Annotated in this window: 13 protein-coding genes; 11 read left to right on the top strand and 2 right to left on the bottom strand. The window is 69.8% G+C overall.

The window, feature by feature from the left end:
- Window position 1: 1 nt before the first annotated feature.
- Window positions 2–1,927: a molybdopterin oxidoreductase family protein gene (locus ACIA8X_RS09135; protein WP_399458101.1), complete on the bottom strand. Its 1,926-nt coding sequence runs from the start codon at window positions 1,925–1,927 to the stop codon at window positions 2–4.
- Window positions 1,928–1,937: 10 nt separating this feature from the next.
- Entirely contained in the window at window positions 1,938–2,909 is a 972-nt protein-coding gene (locus tag ACIA8X_RS09130) for a 2-dehydropantoate 2-reductase (RefSeq protein WP_393444868.1), read from the bottom strand.
- Between the two features lie 281 nt (window positions 2,910–3,190).
- Between ACIA8X_RS09130 and ACIA8X_RS09125 the strand changes: the two genes are divergently transcribed.
- The 11 genes from ACIA8X_RS09125 (at window position 3,191) to ACIA8X_RS09075 (ending at window position 18,425) form a co-directional block, all read left to right on the top strand.
- Window positions 3,191–4,522 carry an OFA family MFS transporter gene (locus ACIA8X_RS09125; RefSeq protein WP_393444866.1) on the top strand — a complete coding sequence of 444 codons (1,332 nt, stop codon included), beginning with the start codon at window positions 3,191–3,193 and terminating at the stop codon, window positions 4,520–4,522.
- Window positions 4,503–4,637, top strand: coding sequence for a hypothetical protein (locus ACIA8X_RS09120; protein WP_393444863.1), 135 nt, complete (start codon window positions 4,503–4,505; stop codon window positions 4,635–4,637). Before ACIA8X_RS09125 ends, ACIA8X_RS09120 begins: the two co-directional genes overlap by 20 nt.
- A gap of 148 nt (window positions 4,638–4,785) precedes the next feature.
- On the top strand, window positions 4,786–5,724 hold the full coding sequence (locus ACIA8X_RS09115) for a beta-ketoacyl-ACP synthase III (RefSeq protein WP_093905877.1): 939 nt from the start codon (window positions 4,786–4,788) through the stop codon (window positions 5,722–5,724).
- 139 nt (window positions 5,725–5,863) lie between these two features.
- Window positions 5,864–6,541, top strand: a complete 678-nt coding sequence (locus tag ACIA8X_RS09110) for a GntR family transcriptional regulator (RefSeq protein ID WP_393444861.1) — start codon at window positions 5,864–5,866, stop codon at window positions 6,539–6,541.
- 299 nt (window positions 6,542–6,840) lie between these two features.
- Window positions 6,841–8,022 carry an ROK family protein gene (locus ACIA8X_RS09105; RefSeq protein WP_393444860.1) on the top strand — a complete coding sequence of 394 codons (1,182 nt, stop codon included), beginning with the start codon at window positions 6,841–6,843 and terminating at the stop codon, window positions 8,020–8,022.
- Window positions 8,023–8,135: 113 nt separating this feature from the next.
- Window positions 8,136–9,656: a sugar ABC transporter ATP-binding protein gene (locus ACIA8X_RS09100; RefSeq protein ID WP_393444858.1), complete on the top strand. Its 1,521-nt coding sequence runs from the start codon at window positions 8,136–8,138 to the stop codon at window positions 9,654–9,656.
- Window positions 9,653–10,672 (top strand): ABC transporter permease, encoded by a 1,020-nt coding sequence (locus ACIA8X_RS09095; RefSeq protein WP_393444856.1) that lies wholly within the window; start codon window positions 9,653–9,655, stop codon window positions 10,670–10,672. Before ACIA8X_RS09100 ends, ACIA8X_RS09095 begins: the two co-directional genes overlap by 4 nt.
- Window positions 10,673–10,721: 49 nt before the next feature.
- Window positions 10,722–11,759 carry a substrate-binding domain-containing protein gene (locus ACIA8X_RS09090; RefSeq protein WP_399458100.1) on the top strand — a complete coding sequence of 346 codons (1,038 nt, stop codon included), beginning with the start codon at window positions 10,722–10,724 and terminating at the stop codon, window positions 11,757–11,759.
- Between the two features lie 310 nt (window positions 11,760–12,069).
- Complete coding sequence (locus tag ACIA8X_RS09085; RefSeq protein ID WP_399458099.1) at window positions 12,070–13,353, top strand: Gfo/Idh/MocA family protein; 1,284 nt, start codon at window positions 12,070–12,072, stop codon at window positions 13,351–13,353.
- Window positions 13,354–13,368: 15 nt separating this feature from the next.
- Entirely contained in the window at window positions 13,369–14,367 is a 999-nt protein-coding gene (locus tag ACIA8X_RS09080; RefSeq protein WP_399458098.1) for a sugar phosphate isomerase/epimerase family protein, read from the top strand.
- A gap of 335 nt (window positions 14,368–14,702) precedes the next feature.
- Window positions 14,703–18,425, top strand: a complete 3,723-nt coding sequence (locus tag ACIA8X_RS09075; protein ID WP_399458097.1) for a ThuA domain-containing protein — start codon at window positions 14,703–14,705, stop codon at window positions 18,423–18,425.
- Window positions 18,426–18,494 lie beyond the last annotated feature (69 nt).

Raw genomic sequence — 18,494 nt, 5'->3', positions numbered from 1 at the left:
GTCACCTCACGATGGTCGCGACGGGGAGCTTCTCGATCCGGATCGCCGACGCCTTGAACTCCGCCGTCCCCGCGATCGGGCAGTTCGCCTCGATCGTCAGCTGGTTGGTGTCCACCTCGTCGGGAAAGTGCATGGTCATGAAGGCGAGCCCCGGCCGCAGCGCGGTGTCGACCCACACCGGCGCGACGACCGAACCGCGCCGCGAGGTCACCTGGACCTCCTCGCCGACCACGACCCCGTACCGCTCGGCGTCCTCCGGGCTGATCTCGACGAACTCGCCGCGCCGCAGCGGAGAGGCGAAACTCCCGCTCTGCACACCGGTGTTGTACGAGTCGAGGCGCCGCCCGGTGGTGAGCCGGACCGGGTACTCCTCGTCGGTGAGGTCGACCGGCGGATCGTGCTGGACGATCCCGAACGGCGCCGGCATTCCGCGCTCGGCGGGGTCCTTCTCCCACAACCGGCCGTGCAGATAGGTCGGTTCGAGCTGCTCGGTGCTCGGGCACGGCCACTGGATGCCCTGGTGCTCCTCCAGGCGTTCGTACGTCATCCCGTAGTGGTCCGGGGAGACCGCGCGCAGCTCGTTCCACACCGCCTCGGCGTCCGCGTACTTCCAGTCGTGGCCGAGCCGCGCCGCCAGCTCGCAGATGATGTCGATGTCCTCGCGTGCCTCGCCGGGCGGGGTGACCGCCCGGCGCACCCGCTGTACCCGCCGCTCGCTGTTGGTGGTGGTGCCCTCGGTCTCGGCCCACCCGGCGGTCGCGGGGAGGACGACGTCCGCCAGCTCGGCCGTCTTCGTCAGGAAGATGTCCTGGACGACGAGGAAGTCCAGCTCCCGCATGCGCCGTACGGCCTGCTCGCTGTCCGCCTCCGACTGCGCCGGGTTCTCGCCGATGCAGTAGACGGCCTTGAGCGTGCCCTCCTCCATCGCCTCGAACATCTCGGTGAGGTTGAGGCCGTAGTGGGGCTGGATCACGGTGTCCCAGGCCGACTCGAACTTCAGGCGGCTGTCGGGGTCGAGGATGTCCTGGAAGCCGGGCAGGCGGTTGGGGATCGCGCCCATGTCGCCGCCGCCCTGCACGTTGTTCTGCCCGCGCAGGGGCTGGAGCCCGGAGCCGTAGCGCCCGACATGCCCCGTCAGCAGGGACAGGTTGATCAGCGCGCGGACGTTGTCGGTGCCGTTGTGGTGCTCGGTGATGCCGAGGGTCCAGCAGAGCTGGGCGCGCTCGGCGCGGGCGTAGGAGTGCGCCAACTCCCGTATGGCGGCGGCCGGTACGCCTGTCACCTTCTCCGCGAGAGACAGTGTCCACGGCTCGACGAGCGCCTTGTACTCCTCGAAGCCGCTGGTCGCCCGCTCGATGAACGCCTCGTTCGCGAGTCCCGCGTGGATGATCTCGCGGCCGATCGCATGTGCCATCGGGATGTCGGTGCCGACGTTGAGCCCCATCCAGCTCTCCGCCCACTCGGCGGTGGAGGTGCGGCGCGGGTCGACCGCGTACATGCGGGCACCGTTCCTGATCCCCTTCAGTACGTGCTGGAAGAAGATCGGGTGCGCGAAGCGGGCGTTGGAGCCCCACATCACGATGACGTCGGTGTGCTCGATCTCCTCGTACGAGGAGGTGCCCCCGCCCGAGCCGAAGGCCGCCGACAGACCTGCCACGCTCGGCGCGTGGCAGGTGCGGTTGCAGGAGTCGACGTTGTTGGTGCCCATGACGACCCGGGCGAACTTCTGCGCCACGAAGTTCATCTCGTTCGTGGCGCGGGCACAGGAGAACATGCCGAAGGCGCCCCGGTTGCGGGCCAGGCCCTCCGCCGCACGGGTCAGGGCCTCCTCCCAGGTCGCCCGCCGGAAGGGCTCGTCGCGGGAGTCACGGACGAGGGGGTGCGTCAGCCGGGTGTAGTTCTTCGGGGTACGGTCGCGTTTCCTCATACGGCGCTCCTCATGCGGCGCTCCTCAGCGCGAGCAGGTCCGAGATGGCGTGCACGGTGCGCAGGGTGGGCACCTGGACGCCGGTGATCTCCGCCAACTCGACGACCGCCGCGAGGAGTACGTCGAGTTCGAGCGGCTTGCCGCGCTCCAGGTCCTGGAGCGTGGAGGTGCGGTGGTCGCCGACCCGCTCGGCGCCCGCGAGGCGGCGCTCGATGGAGACGCCGACCTCGCAGCCGAGTGCCTCGGCGACCGTCAGCGTCTCGGTCATCATGATCTCGATGACCTTGCGGGTGCCGCCGTGCAGACACATCTGCCGCATGGTGGCGCGGGCGAGCGCGCTGATCGGGTTGAAGGAGATGTTGCCGAGCAGCTTGAGCCAGATGTCGTTGCGCAGGTCGGGTTCGACCGGGCATTTCAGGCCACCGGCGATCATCGCCTCGCTGAGCGCGAGGCAGCGTCTGGAGACACTGCGGTCGGGCTCGCCGATGGAGAACCGGGTGCCTTCCAAGTGCCGTACGACGCCCGGGCCTTCGAGTTCGGTCGCGGCGTAGACCACGCAGCCGAGGGCCCGTTCGGGCGCGAGCACCGCACTGACCGCGCCGTCCGGGTCCACGCTCTCGACGCGGTGGCCGTCGTAGGGGCCGCCGTGCCGGTGGAAGTACCACCAGGGGATGCCGTTCTGGGCGGCCACGACCGCCGTGCTGTCGTGCAGAAGGGGCTCGATCAGCGGCCCGCACGCCGCGTACGAGTTGGCCTTCAGGCCCAGAAAGACGTAGTCGACCGGGCCGACTTCGGCCGGGTCGTCGGTGGCGTGGGCGCGGGCGGTGAAGTCGCCGCGCGGACTGAGCACCCGCACTCCGTGCTGCCTCATGGCCGCGAGATGCGGTCCACGGGCGATGAGATGCACGTCGGCGCCGGCGCGATGCAGCGCGGCTCCGACATAGGCGCCGATCGCACCGGCGCCGAGGACTGCAACTTTCACTTCGGAACGCTCCGTTCGGTCGAGGGAGTACCGCGGAGGTGGCTGGGAAGCAGTGTCCGATCAGGTCGAATCTCGTCGACTGAATATTGTCTACAGTATGGATAGGGGGTCAGCAAGGGTTCGCGCACGCCTTCGACGCGTCCTTGCGTCGTCCTTGCGTCGTCCTTCTGTCGTCCTTCCGCACGGCGTTCGACCGTTCGTCGCGCCCGGCATACCGCTCATCGCATACGGTCGACGCGCCGCCTTCTCAACCGGCCTGCCGCTCCCTACCGTTCGGGATCATGAGTCCCCCTGTCGCACCGCCGGGATGGAGCCGTTGGCTGGTTCCGCCCGCCGCTCTCTCGGTTCATCTGTCCATCGGCCAGGCCTACGCGTGGAGCGTGTTCAAGCCCCCGCTCGAATCCGCGCTCGGTCTGAGCGGCACGCAGAGTGCGCTGCCCTTCCAGCTCGGCATCGTCATGCTCGGCCTGTCGGCCGCGTTCGGCGGCACGCTGGTGGAGCGCAACGGGCCGCGCTGGGCGATGACCGTCGCCCTGATCTGTTTCTCGTCCGGCTTCCTGCTCTCCGCGCTGGGCGCGGCCACCGAGCAGTACTGGCTGATCGTTTTCGGCTACGGCTTCGTCGGCGGCATCGGTCTCGGCATCGGCTACATCTCGCCGGTCTCCACACTGATCAAGTGGTTCCCCGACCGGCCCGGCATGGCCACCGGCATCGCGATCATGGGCTTCGGTGGCGGCGCGCTCATCGCCTCGCCCTGGTCGGCGCAGATGCTGGAGTCGTTCGGCAGTGACAGCTCCGGGATCGCCATGGCGTTCCTGGTGCACGGGCTGTCGTACTCCGTGTTCATGCTGCTCGGTGTGCTGCTGGTCCGCGTGCCGCGCACCGAGAAGCCGGTCGGCGACGGGCCCAGCGCCTTCGACGGGCCTCAGGTGTCCGCGCGAAACGCCGTGCGCACGCCGCAGTTCTGGTGTCTGTGGGTCGTGCTCTGCATGAACGTGACCGCGGGCATCGGCATCCTGGAGAAGGCCGCGCCGATGATCACGGACTTCTTCGCGAACACCTCCACCCCGGTGTCGGTCTCCGCTGCGGCCGGGTTCGTCGCGCTGCTGTCGGCGGCCAACATGGCGGGCCGCATCGGCTGGTCGTCGACCTCCGACCTGATCGGGCGCAAGAACATCTACCGCCTCTACCTGGGTGCGGGCGCGCTGATGTACGGCCTGATCGCGCTGGCCGGGGACTCGTCGAAGCCGCTGTTCATCCTGTGCGCGCTGGTGATCCTGTCCTTCTACGGCGGAGGCTTCGCGACGATCCCCGCCTATCTGAAGGACCTCTTCGGGACGTACCAGGTGGGCGCCATCCATGGGCGGCTCCTCACCGCCTGGTCCACGGCCGGCGTCCTCGGGCCGCTGATCGTCAACTGGATCGCCGACCGGCAGGAGGAGGCGGGCAAGGACGGCTCGTCCCTGTACACCATGTCCCTGTTCATCATGATCGGACTGCTCGCCGTCGGCTTCGTCGCCAACGAACTCGTACGGCCCGTCCACCCCCGCCATCACATTCCCGCGCCGGAGTCGAAGGAGAAGGAGACCGCGGATGTCCAGCGACAGCAGTAGCAGTCCGCCCGACCGACGAGGGCTGATCGCCTTCGCCTGGGTGTGGGTGGGGGTGCCCCTCGCGTACGGGGTCTACGAACTGGTACAGAAGGCGACGCAGCTGTTCACCGGCTAGGGGTTCGGAAGTTGTCGGGCGTCCGAGGGTCTGATCGAAGCTGACAACGAGGGCGCCCGTTTCCTGTGGCATCACGTGCCCTCGTACCCGCGAGTCACTGATCAGACTGGTGCATCCCGTTACCCGAAGTTCGAGGGGATCACCATCGATGAACGGCTCCCGCATCGCCGCTGTCGGCCACTATCAGCCCGCCAGGGTACTCACCAACGAGGACCTGGCGGGCATGGTCGACACCAGTGACGAGTGGATCATGAGCCGGGTGGGGATCCGCACGCGCCACATCGCCGGCCCCGACGAGCCGGTCGACGAACTTGCCGCCCACGCCGCCGCCAAGGCCCTCGCGGCGGCAGGTCTCGCACCCGGCGACATCGATCTGGTCCTGGTCGCCACCTCCACCGCCATCGACCGGTCCCCGAACATGGCCGCACGCGTCGCGGCCCGGCTCGGCATCCCGTCGCCCGCCGCCATGGACCTCAACGTCGTCTGCGCCGGCTTCACCCACGCCCTGGCCACCGCCGATCATGCCGTCCGGGCGGGCGGCGCGACCCGGGCCCTGGTGATCGGCGCCGACAAGATGTCCGACGTCACCGACTGGGGCGACCGCACGACCTGTGTACTGGTCGGCGACGGGGCGGGCGCGGCGGTCGTGGAGGCGTCCGAGGACACCGGCATCGGGCCGGTGCTGTGGGGCTCGGTGCCCGAGATGGGGCACGCGGTGCGCATCGAGGGGCAGCCCGCGCGGTTCGCACAGGAGGGGCAGAGCGTCTACCGCTGGGCGACGACCCAGCTGCCGGCCATCGCCCGCCGGGCCTGCGAGCGGGCGGGCCTAGCACCCGAGGACCTCGCCGGGGTCGTGCTGCACCAGGCCAACCTGCGCATCATCGAGCCCCTCGCCATGAAGCTCGGCGCGGTCAACGCCGTGGTCGCACGGGATGTCGCCGAGTCCGGGAACACATCGGCGGCGAGCATTCCGCTGGCCTTCTCCAAGCTGGTGGAGCAGGGCCGGATCTCCAGCGGGGATCCGGTGCTGCTGTTCGGGTTCGGCGGGAACCTCTCGTACGCCGGGCAGGTCGTCCGCTGTCCCTGACGCCGGTGTGATGTGGCCAACTCCCCGGTTCTCTGGCCTTTGTGCGCCGTAGACTGTAGACGAAAGACAATCGATACTGGCTTTCCGTGACGGCCGGCTACGGGACGCAGTCGCCCGGCGTTCGCCCAGGAGGGGACCGATGTTGTCGACAGGACTGCCGCAGGGTGCGGTGCCCAAGCTCGAACGGCCAGGTCCGCTGCGTGACCGCGTCTACGAAGCGCTGCTCGAACTCATCACGACCCGCGCCCTCCAGCCCGGCCAGCACCTGGTCGAGAGCGAACTCGCCGGCCATCTCGGCGTGTCACGGCAGCCGGTGCGCGAGGCGCTGCAACGGCTGAACACCGAGGGCTGGGTCGATCTGCGGCCCGCGCAGGGCGCGTTCGTGCACGAGCCGACGGAGGAGGAGGCCGACCAACTCCTCACCGTCCGCACCCTCCTGGAGGCCGAGGCCGCCCGGCTCGCCGCCGCCCACGCCGACAGCCCCGGCATCGCGGCCCTGGAGCAGCTGTGCGCGGAGGGCGAGAAGGCCGTCGCCGCCGATGACGTGGACGCCGCCGTCGCCCTCAACGCCCGCTTCCACGCGAAGATCATGGACCTCGCGGGCAACGCGGTCCTCGCCGAGCTGGCGGCACAGGTCGACCGGCGCGTCCGCTGGTACTACACGCCCGTCGCCCGTCAGCGCGGCCGGCAGTCCTGGATCGAGCACCGGGGAATGATCGCCGCGATCACCGAGCGGGACGAGCAGCGTGCCACGCAGCTGATGCGGGAGCACACGGAGCACACCCGGCAGTCGTATCACGCACGTCAGCGGTCGTAGCCGCACTCACCGCGGCTCCCCGGCCCCCGTGTCCTCCCTGGCGGAGGGCGCGGGGGCCGCCTGCTTGTCGGGGCGGCACCAGTGCGCGCAACGATCGCGGCGCCTTTGTCCACTGAGTGGAGAAAGTTGAGGGCAATCTCTGCGCAACTTCTTCCCAGTCCCGACGGCCGCTGCTACGTTCCCCTCGAAAGCAGGCCACGAATGGGGCCTCCCCGGGCTCGAGCGAAGCCGAGAGCTTGGGGAAGGCCGAAACCCGGCGCGCACAGGCCGATTGAGGCGGGGAGGGGCTCGTGAGACGTATGACGGCGCGACCCGCGAACGCCCATCAGGCCAAACTGCTCCGGCTGTTGCGCGACGGAGGGCCCAACTCCCGGGCCCAGCTGGGCGATCAGATCGACCTCTCGCGGTCCAAGCTGGCCGTGGAGGTGGACCGCCTGCTGGAGACGGGCCTGGTCGTGGCCGACGGACTCGCCGCCTCGCGCGGTGGGCGCCGTTCCCACAACATCCGGCTCAACCCCGGGCTGCGCTTCCTCGGCGTCGACATCGGCGCGACCTCGGTCGACGTCGCCGTCACCAACGCCGAACTGGAGATCCTCGGCCACCTCAACCAGCCCATGGACGTGCGCGAGGGACCGGTCGCGGTCTTCGAGCAAGTCCTGGCCATGGCAGCGAAGTTGAGGGCCTCCGGGCTCGCGGAGGGGTACGACGGCGCCGGCATCGGCGTCCCCGGACCGGTCCGCTTCCCCGAGGGCGTCCCCGTGGCCCCGCCGATCATGCCGGGCTGGGACGGCTTCCCCGTGCGGGAGGCGCTCAGCCAGGAACTCGGCTGCCCGGTCATGGTCGACAACGACGTGAACCTCATGGCGATGGGGGAGCAGCACGCGGGCGTCGCACGCTCCGTGGGCGACTTCCTCTGCGTCAAGATCGGCACCGGCATCGGCTGCGGCATCGTCGCGGGCGGTGACGTCCACCGCGGTGTCACCGGCAGCGCGGGCGACATCGGGCACATCCAGGCCGTGCCCGACGGCCGCTCCTGTGCCTGCGGCAACCGGGGCTGTCTGGAGGCCCACTTCAGCGGGTCGGCCCTCGCCCGGGACGCCGTGGAGGCGGCCCAGCAGGGTCGGTCGGAGGAACTCGCCTCGCGGCTGGAGGCGAACGGCACCCTGACCGCCGTCGACGTCGCCGCCGCGGCCGCCGCGGGCGACGCCACCGCCCTCGACCTGATCCGCGAGGGCGGCAACCGCGTCGGCCAGGTCATCGCCGGACTCGTCAGCTTCTTCAACCCCGGCCTGGTGGTGATCGGCGGCGGGGTGACCGGCCTCGGCCACAACCTGCTCGCCGCGATCCGCACCCAGGTCTACCGCCAGTCGCTGCCCCTCGCGACCGGCAACCTGCCCATCGTCCTCGGTGAGTTGGGCCCCACCGCCGGAGTCATCGGCGCGGCCCGGCTCATCAGCGACCACCTGTTCTCACCCGCGTAAGTCACGTACTCCGCACGGCTCACCAGCACCGCACCCCCGTAAAGCGCTCAGCTTCGCCCTGCTCTGCCTCGCCCCGCCCTGAAACCGGCCCGCACGCCCGCCAAGGGGACCTCATGGCACCAGAACCACCGCTGCTCAGCATGTCCGGCATCACCAAGTCGTTCCCCGGAGTCCGCGCCCTCGACGGCGTCGACCTGGACGTCCAAGCCGGTGAAGTGCACTGCCTGCTCGGCCAGAACGGCGCCGGCAAGTCCACGCTCATCAAGGTCCTGGCCGGCGCCCACCAGCCCGACACCGGCACCATCCACTGGCGCGGCGAGGAGGTCACCCTCCGCTCGCCGATCGCCGCGATGCGGCTGGGCATCGCCACGATCTACCAGGAACTCGACCTGGTCGAGCACCTGTCGGTGGCCGAGAACGTCCACCTCGGCCATGAACCCACGGCCGCCGGTTTCGTCGTACGCGGAAAGGTCGCCCGGGAGTCGACAGCCCAGCTGCTGAAGCGACTTGGGCATCCGGAGATCGACCCGGCCCGCCTGGTCGGGGAGCTGTCCGCGGCGCAGCAGCAGATCGTGTCCATGGCGCGGGCGCTCTCCCACGACGTACGGCTGATCGTGATGGACGAGCCGTCCGCAGCCCTCGACCCCGACGAGGTCGACAACCTCTTCCGCATCGTCGGCGACCTCACAGCCGCCGGCGTCGCCGTCGTCTACATCTCGCACCGGCTGGAGGAGATCCGCCGGATCGGCGACCGGGTCACCGTCCTGAAGGACGGACGGGCCGTGGCCGTCGGGCTCCCGGCGAAGACGACGCCGACGCGCGACGTCGTGGCGATGATGACGGGACGCAATGTCGAGTACGTCTTCCCCGAGCGGCCGACCAGGGACGCGACGGTCGGGGAGCCCCTGCTGGAGGTGCGTGGACTCGCCCGGGACGGTGAGTTCGAGCCCCTCGACCTGACCGTGCGGCCCGGCGAGATCGTCGGGCTCGCGGGGCTCGTGGGCTCGGGGCGCTCCGAGATCCTGGAGACGATCTACGGGGCCAGGAAGGCCGGCGCCGGTCAGGTCCTCGTGGACGGGCGGGCGCTCAGGCCCGGCAGCGTACGGGCCGCCGTGCGCGCAGGGCTCGGGCTCGCCCCCGAGGAACGCAAGGCGCAGGCACTGCTGATGCTGGAGTCCGTCACCCGCAATGTGTCGGTGTCGTCCATGTCCCGCTTCTCGCGCGGCGGCTGGATCGACCGCGCCGCCGAACTGGGGGCCGCGCGGGCCGCGACACGTGAACTGTCGCTGCGGCCCGACAACCCCTCGGTGCCCGTGCGCACGCTCTCCGGCGGCAACCAGCAGAAGGCCGTCCTGGCCCGCTGGCTGCTGCGCGGCTGCCGTGTCCTGCTGCTCGACGAACCCACCCGCGGCGTCGACGTCGGCGCCCGCGCCGAGTTGTACGCGGTCGTCCGCCGGTTGGCCGACGAAGGCCTCGCCGTGCTGCTGGTCTCCAGCGAGGTGCCCGAGGTACTGGGCCTCGCCGACCGCGTCCTTGTCCTCCGCGAAGGCCGCGTCGTCCACACGGCACCGGCCGGCGAACTCGACGAACACCGCGTACTCGACCTCGTCATGGAAGGAAGCCCGGCGTCATGACGCAGCACGCCTCACCGCCGCGGGACAGCACCGGCAAGGTGCCCTCGGCCGGCGCAGCGCCCGCATGGCGGGGCCTGATGGCCCGCGCCGACGTGCGCACCCTCTCCCTGCTCGGCGTCCTCGCCGCGCTGATCGTCATCGGCGGCATCACCAAGCCGGACGAGTTCCTGGACACCCGCAACCTCCAACTCGTCCTCACCCAGGCCTCCGTGATCGGCGTCGTCACCGTAGGCATGACCTTCGTCATCGTCTCCGGCGGCATCGACCTGTCCGTCGGGGCGATCGTCGCGCTGGCCTCGGTGTGGGCGACGACGGTCGCCACCCAGGAGTACGGCTTCGCCGGCATCCTCTTCACGGCGGTGATCGTCGGTGTCGGATGCGGGCTGGTCAACGGACTGCTGATCGCCTACGGCGCGATGGTGCCGTTCATCGCCACGCTCGCCATGCTGGCCTCCGCGCGCGGGCTGGCGTTGCAGATCACCGACGGCAAGACGCAGATCGTCACCATCCCCTCGGTACTCGACCTCGGCGAGCGCGACGCATACGTCCTCGGCATCCCGCCCCTGGTCATGGTGTTCGCGGTCGTGACGATCATCGGTTGGCTGATCCTGAACCGCACGACCTTCGGGCGGCGCACGGTCGCCGTCGGCGGCAACGCGGAGGCGGCCCGGCTCGCCGGGATCGATGTCCGCCGTCAGCGGCTCTACCTCTACCTGCTGTCCGGACTGTGCTGCGGCATCGCCGCCTTCCTGCTGATCATCCTGTCCGGCTCCGGCCAGAACACCAACGGAAACCTCTACGAACTCGACGCCATCGCGGCCGCGATCATCGGCGGCACCCTGCTCACCGGGGGCCGCGGCACCATCGTCGGCTCCGTGCTCGGCGTCCTGATCTTCACCACGATCACCAACATCTTCGCCCTGAACAACCTGCAGAGCGACGTCCAGCAGATCGCCAAGGGCGCGATCATCGTCGCCGCCGTGCTGGTCCAGCGCCGTACCGCGAGCACGACTTGAGGGTCGTCCCGCTTCCGCTTCGCACGACCTGAGGAAAGGGTTCACCGCCATGCCAGAGCTCACCAGTCGCAGAGGGCTGTTGTTCGGATCCGCCGCCATAGGAGCCGGTGCCCTCCTCACGGGTTGCACGAGCAACGAGTCCAAGGACGAGCCGGCCGCCAACGACCAGCCGGCCGCCGACGACAAGCCCGGCAAGCAGGTCACCATCGGCTTCGCCGGACCGCAGGCCGACCACGGCTGGCTCAACGCGATCAACGACAACGCCAAGAGCCGGGCGAAGAAGTACTCCGACGTGACGTTGGAGATCACCGAGGGTTCCAACGACACCGCCGCGCAGATCGGCCAGATAGAGACGCTGATCAACAAGAAGGTCGACGTGCTGGTGGTGCTGCCCGCCGACGGCAAGGCGCTCACCCAGGTCGGCCTGAAGGCGATGCGGGCGGGCATTCCGGTCATCAACCTGGACCGGATCTTCAACACCCCGCAGGCCTACCGCTGCTGGATCGGCGGCGACAACTACGGCATGGGACTCAACGCCGGCCACTACATCGGCGAGAAGCTCAAGGACAAGTCCAACGCCACGGTCATCGAACTCGCGGGCCTGGACAACCTGGAACTGACCAAGCAGCGCACCGAGGGCTTCGACGACGCCCTGAAGAACTACCCCAACATCAAGAAGGTGGCCCGCCAGGCGGCCGAGTTCACGGTCGAGTCCGGGCAGGCCAAGATGGCCCAACTCCTGCAGGCGCAGTCGAAGTTCGACGCCCTGTGGAACCACGACGACGACCAGGGCGTGGGCGCCCTGCGCGCCATCGAGCAAGCGGGGCGCGACGACTTCCTGATGGTCGGCGGCGCGGGCGCGCTGTCCGCTTTCCAGGCCATCAAGCAGGACGACGGCGTCCTCAAGGCCACGGTTCTGTACCCGCCGACGATGGCCGCGTCCGCCATCGACCTGGCCCGTGCGCTGGGCCAGGGCAAGGGCGTCGGCGGCATGGCCGAGTTCGAGATCCCGGCCTCGATCACGCTCTACTCGGCGGTCGTCGACAAGACGAACATCGACAAGTACATGTCCACCGGCTTCAAGTGAGGCGCACCCTGCCCGACGGGGACGAGGGGTTCGTCGGGCAGGGCCGGGAGCGTTCTGGGGATCGAGCCGGCTCGGGGTGCGGCGGTAACGGCAGCTCCGGGCGGGACGGGACCGCCTTACGGGACGGGATCGCCGTATGGGATCAGGCTTCGGAACTGGCTGACGCCGTGGCCCCGGCCGGCTGATGCCGCGGCCCGGGTCGACGCCGTGGCGCCCGCTGCTGTCGTGATACGGGCCGTGGCCACCGAGGCGAGGTCAGCAGGACGCCCCCAACCCCCCACCGCGGCACGACGACGAGGAGGACCATCGCATGGGACAGCCGCAGCAGCCCGACGAGGCCGAGGCGGAGGCAGGAACGGGCGTGACCGGCCCCGCCGCCGAGGCCGGGGCCGACGTGTCCCGGCCCGTCACGGCGGCAGGCAAGCCACCCCTGCGCGTCGGCATGGTCGGCTACGCCTTCATGGGCGCCGCGCACTCCCAGGGCTGGCGCACCGCAGGCCGCGTCTTCGACCTGCCCCGCACCCCGGTCCTGGCCGCGATCTGCGGGCGGGACGCGGCGGCCGTGCGCGCGGCGGCCGACCGGCACGGCTGGGCGACGGCGGAGACCGACTGGCGCGCCCTGATCGAACGGGACGACATCGACCTCGTCGACATCTGCACGCCGGGCGACAGCCACGCCGAGATCGCGCTCGCCGCGCTGGCCGCCGGCAAGCACGTCCTGTGCGAGAAGCCCCTCGCGAACAGCGTCGAGGAGGCCGAGGCGATGACGGCGGCGGCCGAAGAAGCCTCTCGGCGCGGCCAGTTGGCCATGGTCGGCTTCAACTACCGCCGCGTGCCGGCCAGCGCGCTGGCCCGCAGCATGGTCGCCGAGGGCCGGCTCGGCACCCTGCGGCATGTGCGGGTGACCTACCTTCAGGACTGGCTCGTGGACCCGGAGTTCCCGCTCACCTGGCGGCTGCGCAAGGAGCTGGCCGGCTCCGGCGCGCTCGGCGACCTCGGGGCGCACATCATCGACCTCGCGCAGTACCTGGCGGGCGAGCAGCTCACGGGGGTGTCCGCCCTGACGGAGACCTTCGTGAAGGAACGGCCGCTGCCCGGCGGGGCCGTGAAGGGACTGTCCGCCGCGGCGGCCGAGGGCGCCACCGGACAGGTCACCGTCGATGACGCCGCCCTGTTCACCGGCCGCTTCCCCTCCGGCGCCCTCGCCTCCTTCGAGGCCACCCGCTACGCCACCGGCCGCAAGAACGCCCTGCGCCTCGAACTCAACGGCTCCCACGGCTCCATCGCCTTCGACCTGGAGCGGCTCAACGAGCTCAGCTACCACGACGGCACCGAACCCGGAGCCCACGCCGGCTTCCGCCGCATCCTCGTCACCGAACCCGACCACCCCTACCTGGACGCCTGGTGGCCGCCGGGCCACGGCCTCGGCTACGAGCACACCTTCGTCCACCAGGCCCGCGACCTGGTCCACGCCATCGCCGAGGGCCGCCGGCCCGAACCCTCCTTCGCTGACGGGCTGCAGGTGCAGCGCGTGCTCGCGGCGGTGGAGGAGAGCGCCGAGAAGAACTCCGTCTACACCCCGATAGCGGTCTGAGGAGGCTGACGCGCAATGCCGCGTACGTTCACGCTGTTCACCGGCCAGTGGGCCGACCTGCCGCTGGAGGAGGTCTGCCGGCTCGCCCGCGACTTCGGCTATGACGGCCTCGAACTCGCCTGCTGGGGCGACCACTTCGAGGTCGACAAGGCCCTCGCGGACCCGACGTACATCGACTCCAGGAAGGCGCTGCTCGACAAGTACGGCCTCAAGTGCTGGGCGATCTCCAACCACCTTGTCGGCCAGGCCGTCTGCGACGCCATCATCGACGAACGTCACCAGGCCATCCTGCCGGGCGAGGTGTGGGGCGACGGAGATGCGGAGGGGGTCCGGCAGCGCGCCGCCGCCCGCATGAAGGACACCGCGCGCGCCGCTGCCGCTTTCGGCGTCGACACGGTGATCGGCTTCACCGGCTCCGCCATCTGGCATCTGGTCGCCATGTTCCCGCCCGCGCCCGAGTCGATGATCGAGCGCGGCTACGAGGACTTCGCCGAGCGCTGGAACCCGATCCTGGACGTCTTCGACGAGGAGGGCGTGCGGTTCGCGCACGAGGTCCATCCCAGCGAGATCGCCTACGACTACTGGACCACCTGGCGGGCCCTGGAGGCGGTCGGGGGTCGCCCCGCCTTCGGCCTGAACTTCGACCCGTCGCACTTCGTGTGGCAGGACCTCGACCCCGTCGGCTTCCTCTGGGACTTCCGCGACCGTATCTACCACGTCGACTGCAAGGAGGCCCGCAAGCGCCTCGACGGCCGCAACGGCCGCCTCGGCTCACACCTGCCGTGGGGCGACCCGCGCAGGGGCTGGGACTTCGTGTCGGCCGGGCACGGTGACGTCCCCTGGGAGGACGTCTTCCGGATGCTGCGCTCCATCGACTACCAGGGCCCGATCTCCGTCGAGTGGGAGGACGCCGGCATGGACCGGCTCCAGGGCGCCCCCGAGGCGCTGACCCGACTCAAGGCCTACGACTTCGAGCCCCCCAGCGCGTCCTTCGACGCCGCGTTCAACAACTGAACCACGCACCCGGCGCTGGTCGGGGACGGGCCCGGATGCACCGCCGGTCCCCCCTCCGACCTGCGCGGATCCTGCTTTGTCCTTCAGCAGGAGAAAGTTCAACCGAGTCTGACGCAAGGGGTGTTCGCCCCGGACGGACGCGGTTACCTTCCCTGAAGTGTTCAGGACACACACGGAAGCGTTCAGCACACACGGATGTGTCCAGGACGGAAGCGTTCAGGACGCACGGAAGTGTTCATGGCACAGCCACCTCCGGGGTGACGGCGCACCCCGGCGCCCGCACCGCACGTCTTCGCACCCACCCCGTACGGCCCACCCGTTCCCGGAGGGACTTCGTGCACAGAACCAGACTCAGCAGCACCCGCACCCCCAGGCGCCCCAGACTCCGCACCGCCGTCGCCCTGTTCACCGGCCTGCTCCTGGCCGTGGGCACCCCGGCGACCGTCGCCGGCGCCCACCCCGGCCACCCGGAACACGACGAACCGGCAGCCGCCGAGGGACAGTTCCAGCAGGTGCCGCTCGCCAAGGGCGAACCCGAGATGGGCGAGCCGATGTCGCTCGCCGTGCTCCCGAACCGCAGCGTGCTGCACACCTCGCGCGACGGCACACTGCGCCTCACCGACCAGGGCGGCGTCACCAAGGTCGCCGGCAAGATCGATGTCTACAGCCACGACGAGGAGGGCCTGCAGGGCGTCGGCATCGACCCGGACTTCGCCAACAACCGGGCGATCTACCTCTACTACGCCCCGCCGCTCGACACCCCCGCGGGCGACGCCCCGGAGACCGGCACCGCCGAGGAGTTCGCGAAGTTCGACGGCGTCAACCGCCTCTCCCGCTTCGTCCTGAACGCCAACGGCACGCTGAACACGGCCAGCGAGAAGAAGGTCATCGACGTCGCGGCCTCCCGCGGCACCTGCTGCCACGTCGGCGGCGACATCGACTTCGACGCGGCCGGCAACCTCTACCTGTCGACCGGCGACGACACCAACCCCTTCGCCTCCGACGGCTACACCCCGATCGACGACCGCGAGGGCCGCAACCCCGCCTTCGACGCCCGCCGCAGCTCCGGCAACACCAATGACCTGCGCGGCAAGATCCTCCGTATCAAGGTCGCCGAGGACGGCTCGTACACCGTCCCGGAGGGCAACCTCTTCGCTCCCGGCACGGACAAGACCCGTCCCGAGATCTACGCGATGGGCTTCCGCAACCCGTTCCGGATGAGCGTCGACGACAAGACCGGCATCGTCTACGTCGGCGACTACGGCCCCGACGCGGGCGCCGCCGACCCGAAGCGGGGCCCGGGGGGTCAGGTCGAGTTCGCCAAGGTCACGAAGGCCGCCAACTTCGGCTGGCCGTTCTGCACCGGCAACAACGACGCCTACGTCGACTACGACTTCGCCACCAAGGAGTCCGGCGAGAAGTTCGACTGCGCCGCCCCGAAGAACACCTCGCCGTACAACACGGGCCTCACCGACCTGCCGCCCGCGCAGGCCGCCTGGATCCCGTACGACGGCGCCTCCGTGCCCGAGTTCGGCACCGGCTCCGAGTCCCCGATGGCCGGCCCGGTCTACCGCTACGACCCCGACCTCGACTCCAAGGTGAAGTTCCCCGAGGCCTACGACGGCGACTTCTTCGCCGGTGAGTTCGGCCGCCGCTGGATCAAGCGGATCGAGCAGACGGCTGAGGGCGCCGTCGAGAAGATCAACGACTTCCCGTGGACCGGCACCCAGATCATGGACATGGAGTTCGGCCCCGACGGCGCGCTCTACGTCCTCGACTACGGCATCTCCTGGTTCCAGGGTGACGAGCACTCCGCGCTGTACCGGATCGAGAACGCCGAGGACGGCTTCTCGCCGATCGCCGAGGTCAGCGCCGACAGGACCTCCGGAGCGGCCGGCCTGAACGTCAAGTTCACCGGTTCCGCCAAGGACGCCGACTCCCCGGACCTCACCTACAGCTGGGACTTCGGCGACGGCACCAAGGGCGAGGGCCTCAACCCCACCCACAAGTACAAGAAGGTCGGCACCTACACCGCCACCTTCACCGCCAAAGATCCTGAGGGCAACACCGGCAACGCCAGCACCCGGATCGTGGTCGGCAACACCGAACCCAAGGTACGGATCGACGTCCCGGGCAACGGCACCATGGCCGAGTTCGGCAAGCCCGTCCCGTTCAAGGTGACGGTCACCGACCCCGAGGAGACGATCGACTGCTCCAAGGTCAAGGTCGCCTACAGCCTCGGCCACGACTCCCACGCCCACGAGCTGACCAGCGAGATGGGCTGCGAAGGCACTCTGAAGCCGCCCGCCGGTGACGGCGGCCACGACCCCAACGCCAACATCTACGGTGTCGTCGGCGCCAGCTACACCGACGGCGGGGCCAACAGCCAGGAGGCCCTGACCGGCACCGCCCGCACCGTGCTCCAGCCGCTGCACCGCCAGGGCGAGCACTTCAGCACCCAGTCGGGCGTGACGGTGATCGACAAGACCGGCGCCAACGGCGGCAAGACCGTCGGCAACATCAACGACGGCGACTGGATCTCCTTCACCCCCTACCGGTTCGACGGCCAGAAGAAGATGACCGTGCGGGCCTCCTCCGGCGGAGCGGGCGGCTTCATCGAGCTGCGCACCGGTTCGCCCGACGGACCGCTGCACGGCTCGGCCTACATCCCGCCGACCGGCGGCTGGGAGACCTTCCAGAACGTCGACGTTCCGCTGCGGTCGCTGCCCAAGAAGACCACGGAGATCTACCTGGTCTTCAAGGGCGGGGAGGGCGCGCTCTACGACGTGGACGACTTCGAGTTCTCCACCCAGCCGTTCAAGGGCGGCAAGAAGGTCCTGGTCTTCTCCAAGACCGCCGGCTTCCGGCACGACTCCATCCCGGCCGGCATCGCCGCCCTGAAGGAACTCGGCGCCCCGGCCGGCATCACGGTCGACGCGACCGAGGAGGCCCGGCAGTTCACCACGACCAACCTCGCCAAGTACGACGCGGTGGCCTTCCTGTCCACCACCGGTGACGTGCTCAACGCCGAACAGCAGCAGGCGTTCGAGAACTACGTGGCGGGCGGCGGCGGTTACATGGGCATCCACGCCGCAGCCGACACCGAGTACGACTGGGCGTTCTACGGCGGCCTCGTCGGCGCCTACTTCGACTCGCACCCGGCCATCCAGAAGGCCACCGTCCGCGTCGAGGACCACGACCACCCGTCGACCGCCCACCTGGGCGACGCCTGGGAGCGCACCGACGAGTGGTACAACTACCGCACCAACCCGCGCGAGCAGGCCAAGGTCCTCGCCACCCTGGACGAGACGACCTACCAGGGCGGGAACATGAAGGGCGACCACCCGATCGCCTGGTGCCAGAGCTACGGCGGCGGCCGCTCCTTCTACACCGGCGGCGGCCACACCAAGGAGTCCTACGCCGAGGAGGCCTTCCGCGCCCACCTGCTCGGCGGCCTGCAGTACGCCACCGGCCAGGTCAAGGCGGACTGCAAGCCGAGCAAGGATTTCCGGAAGATCTTCAACGGCCAGACCCTGGAAGGCTGGAAGCAGGCCGGCCCCGGCAAGTTCAACGTCAAGGACGGCACCCTGGAGACCGAGGGCGGCATGGGTCTGCTCTGGTACCAGGCCAAGGAGCTGAAGTCGTACTCCCTCAAGCTCGACTGGAAGATGCAGGGCGACGACAACTCCGGGATCTTCGTGGGCTTCCCGGCCTCCGACGACCCCTGGTCCGCGGTGAACAAGGGCTACGAGATCCAGATCGACGCCACGGACGCGCCCGAGCGCACCACGGGCTCCGTCTACTCGTTCAAGTCGGCGAACATCAAGGCCCGTGACCAGGTTCTGCGGCCACCCGGCCAGTGGAACTCCTACGAGATCAAGGTCCAGGGCGAACGCCTCCAGGTGTTCCTCAACGGAGTCAAGATCAACGACTTCACCAACCAGGACCCCGAGCGGAGCCTGACCGACGGTCACATCGGCCTCCAGAACCATGGCGCCGACGACCAGGTCGCCTTCCGCAACATCCAGTTGAAGGAACTGCCCGTCCAGGGCGACTGAACGGCGGCGGGCGGGGGACGCCGGACCCCCGCCCGCCGTCACTTCCTCCCCCCTCCGCGGGTTAGCGCA

It is taken from the genome of Streptomyces sp. NPDC051738, from assembly GCF_044453205.1.
Lineage (GTDB): Bacteria > Actinomycetota > Actinomycetes > Streptomycetales > Streptomycetaceae > Streptomyces.
Note: the sequence above shows the minus strand (reverse complement) of the source record. Positions and strands in the feature narration are given on the sequence as shown.

Bases quoted from the DNA above. Each gene is read 5' to 3' on its own strand.
- ACIA8X_RS09135 (WP_399458101.1), bottom strand. From the start codon at position 1,927: ATGAGGAAACGCGACCGTACCCCGAAGAACTACACCCGGCTGACGCAC.
- ACIA8X_RS09125 (WP_393444866.1), top strand. From the start codon at position 3,191: ATGAGTCCCCCTGTCGCACCGCCGGGATGGAGCCGTTGGCTGGTTCCG.
- ACIA8X_RS09120 (WP_393444863.1), top strand. From the start codon at position 4,503: ATGTCCAGCGACAGCAGTAGCAGTCCGCCCGACCGACGAGGGCTGATC.
- ACIA8X_RS09115 (WP_093905877.1), top strand. From the start codon at position 4,786: ATGAACGGCTCCCGCATCGCCGCTGTCGGCCACTATCAGCCCGCCAGG.
- ACIA8X_RS09110 (WP_393444861.1), top strand. From the start codon at position 5,864: ATGTTGTCGACAGGACTGCCGCAGGGTGCGGTGCCCAAGCTCGAACGG.
- ACIA8X_RS09105 (WP_393444860.1), top strand. From the start codon at position 6,841: ATGACGGCGCGACCCGCGAACGCCCATCAGGCCAAACTGCTCCGGCTG.
- ACIA8X_RS09100 (WP_393444858.1), top strand. From the start codon at position 8,136: ATGGCACCAGAACCACCGCTGCTCAGCATGTCCGGCATCACCAAGTCG.
- ACIA8X_RS09095 (WP_393444856.1), top strand. From the start codon at position 9,653: ATGACGCAGCACGCCTCACCGCCGCGGGACAGCACCGGCAAGGTGCCC.
- ACIA8X_RS09090 (WP_399458100.1), top strand. From the start codon at position 10,722: ATGCCAGAGCTCACCAGTCGCAGAGGGCTGTTGTTCGGATCCGCCGCC.
- ACIA8X_RS09085 (WP_399458099.1), top strand. From the start codon at position 12,070: ATGGGACAGCCGCAGCAGCCCGACGAGGCCGAGGCGGAGGCAGGAACG.
- ACIA8X_RS09080 (WP_399458098.1), top strand. From the start codon at position 13,369: ATGCCGCGTACGTTCACGCTGTTCACCGGCCAGTGGGCCGACCTGCCG.